The 9,622-nt window shown below is 43.8% G+C and carries 9 protein-coding genes; 8 read left to right on the forward strand and 1 reads right to left on the reverse strand.

Translation table 11 applies throughout. The features are described from left to right. Window positions 1-3 precede the first annotated feature (3 nt). The 8 genes from RYO92_RS04380 to sufU all read left to right on the forward strand — a co-directional run bounded on the left by RYO92_RS04380 (window position 4) and on the right by sufU (window position 8,329). Window positions 4-996: a radical SAM protein gene (locus RYO92_RS04380; RefSeq protein WP_315369602.1), complete on the forward strand. Its 993-nt coding sequence runs from the start codon at window positions 4-6 to the stop codon at window positions 994-996. A gap of 134 nt (window positions 997-1,130) precedes the next feature. Further along, the gene (gene glpK / locus RYO92_RS04385) at window positions 1,131-2,633 is read left to right on the forward strand and encodes a glycerol kinase GlpK (RefSeq protein WP_315369603.1); all 1,503 of its coding nucleotides are present in this window, start codon (window positions 1,131-1,133) and stop codon (window positions 2,631-2,633) included. A 74-nt stretch (window positions 2,634-2,707) separates the two neighbouring features. Next, on the forward strand, window positions 2,708-3,040 hold the full coding sequence (locus tag RYO92_RS04390) for a DUF1667 domain-containing protein (RefSeq protein WP_315369604.1): 333 nt from the start codon (window positions 2,708-2,710) through the stop codon (window positions 3,038-3,040). 336 nt (window positions 3,041-3,376) lie between these two features. Beyond that, window positions 3,377-4,123, forward strand: a complete 747-nt coding sequence (gene sufC / locus RYO92_RS04395; protein ID WP_308578833.1) for a Fe-S cluster assembly ATPase SufC — start codon at window positions 3,377-3,379, stop codon at window positions 4,121-4,123. A 30-nt stretch (window positions 4,124-4,153) separates the two neighbouring features. Continuing rightward, on the forward strand, window positions 4,154-5,569 hold the full coding sequence (gene sufB / locus RYO92_RS04400) for a Fe-S cluster assembly protein SufB (RefSeq protein ID WP_315369605.1): 1,416 nt from the start codon (window positions 4,154-4,156) through the stop codon (window positions 5,567-5,569). 12 nt (window positions 5,570-5,581) lie between these two features. Then, window positions 5,582-6,637: a SufD family Fe-S cluster assembly protein gene (locus RYO92_RS04405; RefSeq protein ID WP_315369606.1), complete on the forward strand. Its 1,056-nt coding sequence runs from the start codon at window positions 5,582-5,584 to the stop codon at window positions 6,635-6,637. Further along, the gene (locus tag RYO92_RS04410) at window positions 6,637-7,872 is read left to right on the forward strand and encodes an aminotransferase class V-fold PLP-dependent enzyme (RefSeq protein WP_314344433.1); all 1,236 of its coding nucleotides are present in this window, start codon (window positions 6,637-6,639) and stop codon (window positions 7,870-7,872) included. The genes RYO92_RS04405 and RYO92_RS04410 overlap by 1 nt, the downstream gene beginning before the upstream one ends. Beyond that, window positions 7,862-8,329, forward strand: a complete 468-nt coding sequence (sufU, locus tag RYO92_RS04415; protein WP_315369607.1) for a Fe-S cluster assembly sulfur transfer protein SufU — start codon at window positions 7,862-7,864, stop codon at window positions 8,327-8,329. The genes RYO92_RS04410 and sufU overlap by 11 nt, the downstream gene beginning before the upstream one ends. Window positions 8,330-8,554: 225 nt before the next feature. Here sufU and RYO92_RS04420 read toward each other — a convergent pair. Next, window positions 8,555-9,622, reverse strand: a 1,068-nt coding sequence (locus tag RYO92_RS04420; RefSeq protein ID WP_315369609.1) for a site-specific integrase, incomplete at its 5' end; no start/stop codon positions are given.

Raw genomic sequence — 9,622 nt, forward strand, 5'->3', positions numbered from 1 at the left:
AAAATGTCGCAAATACAGGAAACAGATGAAATACAGGAAGAGAAATCTCAGATAGTACGGGAAGAAAAATCCAATACGGCTCAGTTCGGAGAGAAGCAAAGTATTCTTTCCTATGCTTCCTGTAGACTTTGCCCAAGGGAATGTAAGGTGAATCGCTTTAAAGGTGAGCGGGGATTTTGTCATGCGGGAAGTATCATGCATATCGGTAGAGCAGCTCCTCATTTTTGGGAGGAGCCCTGTATTTCTGGAAGCAAGGGAAGCGGAACCATTTTCTTTTCTTACTGCAGTCTGTCCTGTGTTTTTTGCCAAAACCAAAGGCTTTCTCGGGGAGAAATCGGGGAGGCGGTTTCTGTTGAAGAGCTTTATCAGCATTTTCTAAGCTTGGAAAAGCTGGGCTGTCATAATATCAATCTGGTTACGGGAGAGCATTATCTTCCGGGGATTTTAGAAGCGATTGGCTTGGCTAAGAAAAGAGGCTTTAGCTTGCCTTTTGTCTGGAACTGCTCCGGTTATCAAAGTAGTGAGGTACTGGCAAGCTGCGAAGGGCTTATCGATATTTATCTTTTTGATTTTAAATACATAAAGGAAGACACGGCTTTACGCTATTCCAAGGCAAAGGACTACCCGATGAGGGCAAAGGAAGCTCTGGCGGAGTGTATGCGTCAGTGTCCCGAACTTGAATGTAAGGAGGGGCTTTTACAAAAAGGTGTGATTCTTCGACATTTGCTCCTGCCGAATCAGGTGTATCAGGCGAAAAAAGTGTTAAAATATGCCTATGAAGAGTACGGAGAAAATATTTTATACAGTTTACTTCGGCAATACATTCCTTATGGAAATCTTGAGGCTTACCCGGAGATTGACCGTCGAGTCTACGGAAAAGAGTATGAAAAATGGATTCGTTATGCTGAAGAGCTAGGAATTCAAAACGCCTATATGCAAGAGGAAGAAAGTGCCAAAGAAAGCTTTATTCCGGAATTTACGGAGAAAAGAATTTAGAGAAGATATGTTTTGCGTGGTATATAAATGGAAACGTTAAACAATAAAGAGCATAAAGTGTAATAAATATCCAGGTAGGCAAAGAAAGTTTGCAGTAAAGAGAAATTATCAGGCAATTATAGAAAGGATATGAAATGAAAAAATATATCATGGCCTTAGATGCGGGTACCACCAGTACCAGAGCTATCCTTTTTGACGAAGAGGGAGAGTCTATATTCAAGGCTCAAAAAGAGTTTCCCCAGTATTATCCGAAGCCCGGTTATGTGGAGCATCATCCCAATGAAATCTGGCAAAGCCAGTTGGCGGTAGCAAGAGAATGTCTGGAAAAATCGGGGATTCCCTCTGCATCTTTATTAGCCATCGGTATTACCAATCAAAGGGAAAGTACCATTGTATGGGATAGAAAGACGGGACAGGCCATTTATCCCGCTATTGTTTGGCAGTGCAGAAGAACCACGGAATGGATAAAGGAAGCTCAAAAGTCTCATCCGGAGATTTCAGAAATGATTCGGGAAAAAACCGGTCTGGTTTTTGACCCTTATTTTTCCGCCACGAAGATTCGTTGGATTTTAGACCATGTGGAGGGGGCTCAGGAAAGGGCGGAGGCGGGAGAACTTTGCTTCGGTACTGTGGACACCTGGTTGATGTATAAGTTGAGTAAGGGAAACTGTTTTGTTACGGATTATACCAATGCATCAAGAACCTTGCTGTTTAACATTCATAGTTTGGAATGGGATGAGGAGCTTCTGTCCTTTTTTAGAATTCCCAGGGCTATGCTTCCCAAGGTAAATCCTTCCTCCGGATTCTTCGGAGAGGTGGATCCGGAGTTTCTGGGAAGGCCCGTTCCTATCTGCGGAGTGGCGGGAGATCAACAGGCAGCTCTTTTCGGACAATGTTGCTTCCAAAAGGGAGATGTGAAAAATACCTACGGCACCGGCTGCTTTATGCTGATGAATACAGGAAATCAGGCCATTCTTTCGAAACACGGCTTGCTGAGTACCATTGCCTGGGGCATTGACGGAAAGGTGCAGTATGCTTTGGAGGGATCTGTGTATGTAGGAGGAGCGGTCATTCAGTGGCTAAGAGATGAACTGCACATGCTGGATAAGGCGGAGGATTCGGAGTATTTTGCATCTAAGGTGGAGGACAGCAACGGTTGCTATATCGTGCCGGCATTTACAGGACTTGGAGCACCCTACTGGGATCCCTTTGCTAGAGGAAGTATTACCGGACTGACCAGAGGGGTAAACAAAAATCACATTATCCGAGCTGCCCTGGAGTCCATTGCCTTTCAAAGTAGAGACCTGCTTCTTGCTATGGAGCAGGATATGGGACAGCGCCTTAGAAGTCTTCGGGTGGATGGAGGAGCCTCCGGTAATAATTTCCTCATGCAGTTTCAAGCGGATTTAATGCAGGCCTCCGTGATTCGTCCCCGTTCTATTGAAACAACCGCCTTGGGAGCAGCCTATCTGGCGGGACTTTCTGTTGGACTCTATGAATCCATGGACAGCCTGGAGGAGAGACATCATGTGGAAATGGAGTTCTTCCCCAAGATGACCCGGGAGAAAAGAGAAGAAAAAGTCCGGGGCTGGAAAAAAGCATTGGAAGCAAGCTTCGGTTTCGGTAAAGAGGATTAAAGTAAGAAGCGCATTTTGACAATAGATATTCACTTATGGAAAGAGGGAACAATTTGGAAACAAAGATGACTTGTATGAATTGTAGAAGAGGCTGTACCTTGGAAGTCAGCTTCGAAGGAAACAGATTGATTTCCGTCACAGGCAATGGATGTGTAAGAGGGAAGGCTTTTGCCGAAAGAGAGATTTCCGAGACTAAGGCTAGCTTTCTCTCGGAGATTCGCTTAATAGGTTCCAAGGAATTTCTTCCGGTAAAGACGGAGAAAGCCATTCCCAAGGAGAAATTTTCAGAGGCGGAGGCATTTTGTAAGGGCTTCCGAGTACCTATTCCTATCCGAATAGGCGATGTTTTGGTAAATGACTTCTGTCAAACCGGAGTTCGCTTGATAGCCTTGAAAAGTATACGTTAATATTAATCAGGAATTATTGAAGAGAATAGCTTCCTAAAATATAGTTAGTGTTGTATAACCAAAAGAAGAGACAAAGGCTTGATATTACAGGCTTTTTTCTCTTCTTTTGTTTTTTTTCTTATAATCCTATAAAATTACTAGGAATAGTATTGTCACATGATTTTGCCTCGTTTATAATCCCAAACATAGTCAAGAAGATGTTATGAATTGCTGTTATTGGTTCAGAATTAAAGAATCAGGGAATTGAACCGTATCGTTTGTACAGATTGGTTTACGGTGGCAAGTCCAAGCATCTTAATGATAAGACAGAAAGGTCTTTATATATTTGGAGGGAATATGGCGGAATTACTAAAGATAAAAGATTTATCCGTTTCAGTAGAAGAAAAAGGAATTTTAAAGAATGTGAACCTGTCCATCAATAAGGGTGAAACCCATGTACTGATGGGGCCTAACGGAGCAGGAAAGTCCACCTTGGGAAATGCTCTTATGGGAAATCCCCGGTACAGCATTACCAACGGACAGATTCTTTTTGACGGGGAAGATATTACCCATGAAGCGGTGGATAAGAGAGCTAAGAGAGGAATTTTCCTTTCCTTCCAAAACCCCTTGGAGGTTCCGGGAGTAAGTCTTGGAAATTTTATTCGTTCCGCTATGGAACAGCGTTTCGGACGGAGAATCCGCCTTTGGGATTTTCGTAAGGAGCTTAAGAAGTCCATGGATATTTTGGGGATGGATCATAGCTATGCAGAGCGTGATTTAAATGTGGGCTTCTCCGGTGGAGAGAAAAAGAAGGCGGAGATTTTACAGCTTCTGATGTTAAAACCCGGTCTTGCCATTCTTGATGAGACAGATTCCGGACTGGATGTGGATGCGGTAAGAACCGTTTCCGAAGGCATCAAGGAGTATCAGAAGAATATGGAAGGCTCCCTTTTAATTATCACCCACTCTACAAGAATTTTAGAGTCCCTGACAGTAGATAAGACGCATGTGGTGATTAACGGTGTGATGAAGGCTGAGGGAGACGGAAGTCTGGTAGATAAAATCAACAACGAAGGTTTTGAATCTTTTTTGGAGAAGGAATAAATCCTTCTATTTGGAAAGCTAGAGGATAGTATGGCAAAGGAAAGAACAGAAGTTCAAGATATTGATCGTTCTTTATATGATTTTCGATATGAAGAAAAGGACAGCGACTTCTATAAAATCAAAGAGGGCTTAACACCGGAAATCGTAGAGGAGATTTCGGATAAGAAAAATGATCCTCAGTGGATGAGGGATTTTCGCCTAAAGGCCCTGGAAGTTTATCATAAAACGGATATCCCCAATTGGGGACCGGATATCTCCGACTTAAACATGGATAATATTGTGACCTATGTTAAGCCGAAAACCAAGATGTCCGCAGACTGGGAAGAGGTTCCCGAGGATATTAAGAATACCTTTGAAAAGCTCGGTATTCCGGAGGCGGAAAGAAAGAGCTTAGCAGGTGTGGGCGCTCAGTATGACTCCGAGCTTGTATATCATAACCTGCAGGAAGAGGTAGCGGCTAAGGGTGTGGTTTATTCCGATATTGAGTCCGCCCTTCACGGTCCCTACGGGGAAATGATCGAGAAGCATTTTATGAAGCTGGTTCCCCCCACAGATCATAAGTTTGCGGCACTTCACGGGGCGGTATGGTCAGGAGGTTCCTTCGTTTATGTTCCAAAGGGCGTAAATGTTGAGATTCCCCTCCAGTCCTATTTCCGTTTGAATGCGCCTGGAGCAGGACAGTTTGAACATACTCTGATTATTGTGGATGAGGGAGCGGAGTTACACTTTATCGAAGGCTGTTCCGCACCGAAGTACAATGTGGCAAACCTCCATGCGGGATGTGTGGAGCTTTTCGTTGGAAAGAATGCAAAGCTTCGTTATTCCACCATCGAGAACTGGTCCAAGAATATGTATAACCTGAATACCAAAAGAGCCAGAGTGGAAGAAAACGGTATTATGGAATGGGTTTCCGGTTCCTTCGGTTCCCATATTTCCTACCTCTACCCCATGACCATTTTAAAGGGAGACAATGCCAGGGCGGAGTTCACCGGCGTGACCTTTGCAGGAGCAGGGCAGAATCTGGATACCGGAGCCAAGATGGTGCATATCGGTAAAAACACCAGCTCGTATATCAATACCCGTTCTATTTCCAAGAGCGGCGGTATTTCTACCTATCGTTCTGCGGTAGTCATTCAAAATCAGGCGAAAAATGCAAAGTCTGCGGTATCCTGTCAGTCTTTGATGCTGGATGACCAGTCCCGTTCCGATACGGTTCCCGCCATTGATGTTCGTACCAATCAGGCGGATGTGGGACATGAGGCAAAGATTGGAAGAATCTCCGATGAAGCTGTATTTTATCTGATGTCCCGCGGTATTCCCGAGGAGGAGGCTAAGTCTCTGATTGTCAGCGGATTTGCGGACTCCGTTTCCAAGGAGCTACCGTTGGAGTATGCGGTGGAGATGAACAACCTGATTCGTTTGGAGATGGTTGGAGCCATCGGCTAGGAAGGAGGAATTGTGCGTACAGAAGAATTAATTATCAATAAGATGCCGGTTCCTACATTTCGCTGGCTGAAAATGAATGAAAGTAGAATTAAGATTAACGGAGCATTTCAGTCCTTTATACCGGAAATGGAAGAAGAGGCCACTAGAGGAGAGGGAGACTTTTCTAAAGTAGTCAGCGGTTTGGGAGAAGAATTAGCCGGTCTTGCCAAGGAAGACGGCTGTGAAAGCATAAGCTATCGCATTAAAAAGGATGAAGCCAAGGCTCCCATGATTATGCATTTTCTTTATGAGAATAAAGAGAATCAACATTCCTCCTTCCAATTCTATCTGGAGGAGGGGGCAAAACTGACGCTCTTCTTACATAGAGAATCAGAGGAGAAGGCGGAAGGTTCCGCTTATTTACAGGAAAAGTTTATTTTAGAAAAAAATGCAGAGCTGAATCTGATTTTGGTGAGTAAGTTCGGTGATGCATTCCAAAGCTATGATGATTTATCTTTGCAGCTTCAGGAATCTTCGAAGGTAAAGCTTAGCGCAATTCATCTTTGCGGAAAGAGTGCCCATATAGGCTATCGGGCTGATCTTTTAGGAAACCGCAGTGAGGCGGAGATGCATCTTGGCTACTTTTTGGAGAAGCAGGAGAGAGCGGACTACAACCTTTTGGTAAATCATTTCGGAAAGAAGAGCGAGTCTCATATTTACTGTGACGGCGTTCTGAGAGGAGAAGCCTTCAAAATTTTCCGCGGCACCATTGACCTAAAGCATGGGGCAAAGGGTGCCTGCGGTAATGAGCAGGAAAATGTGCTTTTAATGGATGACAATGTGGTAAACCAGACCATTCCGGTTATTCTTTGTGATGAGGATGATGTGGAAGGAAACCACGGCGCTACCATCGGTCGTTTGGACGAGGACAGTGTCTTCTACATGCAGAGTAGGGGTATGGATTTGGAAAGTACCTATGAGCTGATGGCAGAAGCCAGAATGGAAAATGTTATTCACAGCATTTCCGATAAGAGTATTCAGGCATATATTGAGGAGACTATCAGAGGAAAGGGTAAGGAAGAGGAATAATGGAATTGGCAAGAGAGGAATTGGCAAAAAAATTAAAAGAAGATTTTCCTATTTTCAAAACAGGAAGCTTTGCCTACTTGGATAATGCGGCAACTACACAGAAGCCAAAGCAGGTTTTGGAAGCTATGGAGCATTATTATCATGCGGAAAATGCCAACCCTCTCCGTGGGCTCTACGAGCTTTCTTTAAAGGCTACGGAAGCCTATGAAGAGGCAAGGGAAGCTGTGGCGAAGTTTCTAAATGCGAAGGAAAGTGCAGAAATTATCTTTGTAAGAAATGCTACCGAGGGATTGAATCTTATTGCCTATACTTATGGCAGAGCCTTTTTGCAGGAGGGAGATGAAATCATGCTTCCGGTTTCGGAGCATCACAGTAACTTCATTCCCTGGCAGCAGCTGGCGAAGGAAAAGGGCTTAAAGCTTCATTTTCTGGAGCCAAATGAAGAGGGTATTATTACGGAAGAAAGCTTCCGGGCAGTATTAAATCCCAAGGTAAAGCTGGTGGCAATGGCTCAAGTTTCCAATGTTCTTGGAAATATTCAGGACATTAAGCTTTTTGCAAAGCTTACTCATGAAATTGGAGCTGTATTTGTTTGTGACGGAGCCCAGTCCGTTCCCCATACCAAGGTGGATGTGCAGGATTTGGATGTGGACTTTTTGGCATTTTCCGGACATAAGCTCTATGCCCCCATGGGAATCGGAGCCGTATATGGAAAGAAGGAGCTTTTGGAAAAGATGCCTCCCTTCCTTTTCGGCGGAGAAATGATAGAGTATGTGACCAAGGAAGGTGCTACCTGGGCAGAGCTTCCTCATAAGTTTGAGGCAGGTACGGTAAATGTAGGCGGTGCAGTTGGTCTTACAGCGGCAATTTCTTATCTGGACAAAGTCGGATTTTCCTTTATTGAGGAAAGGGAGGCGGAGCTTTGTGCTTATCTCATGGAGGGAATGGAAAAGATTCCTCATGTGCACATCGTAGGTTCCAAAGATCCGAAAAGACATCATGGCATTGTAACCTTTACTATTGACGGGGTACACCCCCATGATATTGCAGCGATTTTCAATTCCAATCAGGTTTGCGTCCGGGCAGGACATCACTGCGCTCAGCCTTTAATGAAGTTCCTGGGAACACCAAGTACTACCAGAGTCAGTCTTGGTCTGTACAATACTAAAGAAGATGTGGATGCCTTTTTGGCTGCATTGAAAACTATTCGAGGAGTGATGGGATATGGGGAGTAACACATATTATAATGAGATTTTAACAGAGCATAATATTCGTCCAAACAATAAGTATAAGATGGAGGATGCAAGCTTTTCTTTGGAGGGCGTGAATCCCAGCTGCGGAGACGATATCGTTTTATACTTAAAGCTAAATGAGGAAAATATTATTTCCGAAGCCAGCTTTGACGGAGACGGCTGTGCCATTTCTCAGGCCAGTGCAGATATTATGTGTGATTTAATCATAGGAAAAACAAAGGACGAAGCCCTTCGCCTGTCTGAAATCTTCCTTCGCATGATTCGGGGAAAGATTACGGAAGAGGAGAAGGAAGAGCTGGAAGAAGCCGGAATTCTGGAGGATATTTCTCACATGCCTGCCAGAGTAAAGTGTGCCGTACTTGGTTGGAGAACCATGGATGAAATCTTTAAGGATGCGGATGAAGGAAAGATTGACAAGTATTCCGGAAAGTTCGATTAAAAGGAGCTGTAAAAATTAGAATCAATTTTCTAATTTTTACAGCTCTTTTTTTGGTGAATTAAGGTAAGAAAAAAGCTAGGTTTTATGCCGTTATTCGCATAAATCCTAGCTTTTTATCATAGCGACGAGGATGGGACTTGAACCCACTCGAAAAATGCTATAGAACGGCTTAAAATCGACATTCTTTAAAGTTTCATGACCAATTCATGACCAAATTTATCTTTTTTACTCCTTATTTACTACTTGTTTTGTCATGTGATCCAAGAACATTTTTGATTCTTCATGCAGGTCTTCCTGCAAAGCTTTCCGATAAATTCCCTTCATAATATAGTCACTTTTCCAGCCTCCAAGCTTTAGAATAATAGAATCATGGAGCCCTAGGGAATGGGCTTTGCTGGCAAAGAAAGACCTTAAGCGGTGGATTCCAAAGTGGGGCAATCCTATCCGTTTTTCTACTATCCGCATATTGTCATACATTTTCCCCAAGAATCCTTCATAGATACAGCCCTGCTCCCTTATCCTGTCTGCAAGCTCCTTTGGCAGCGGAATCTTTCTATTGCTCCGTTCGGTTTTCGTGAAGTTCTGGATTACCCACTTATTATCGCTACCTTGTACCTTAGCCTTATTTACGGTGAGGATATTATCCTCAGACAGGTCTTTTATCGTTAGAGCTCCTATCTCTGATCTACGAAGGCCTAGAGAGGCAAGGTAGAGCGGTACCCAGTATTTCTTTAAAGTGGGAGAGTCATCAAGGTAGGCAAAAAGCCTGCTTACTTCTTCATCGCCTGGCGTATAGATATCCTTTTGAATCTTTCTAGGCAGTTTCGTCCGGATGACAAAATCAGGTCTAAATTCATGCATTACCGAAACAATCAAGCCATGCCTATTGTATATCGTCTTAGGGCTTATAGGACGCTTAGGGCCTACAGGACGCTTAGGGCTTACAGGACGCTCAGAACGCACCATATCGTTCACTAGAGCCGTTAAAGTGTATTGGGTGATATCTTTTAGGGGTAGAGAGGTAAAGTGGCTAGGAATTGATTTTAGTGTTGCTCTGTAGCCTCTTATGGTAGATGCGGAAAGGACATTCTCTTTGGCCTTGATATACTTTTCTGCGTAGTCTAAAAAAGTTCCCTTTAGAGACGCTCCGGGAACTTCGGTTAGTAATTCATTTGTGGCCAGCAGAACGTCCCTCTGCGTAGGCGGTTCGTCAAATAATAAGCTTTGCCGTTTTCCGTTTATCATTTTTCTAATTCGATACTTCCCGGAAGGAAGCTGATCTACGCCTTTAGG

Source organism: Oribacterium sinus (assembly GCF_963553175.1).
GTDB lineage: Bacteria > Bacillota > Clostridia > Lachnospirales > Lachnospiraceae > Oribacterium > Oribacterium sinus_B.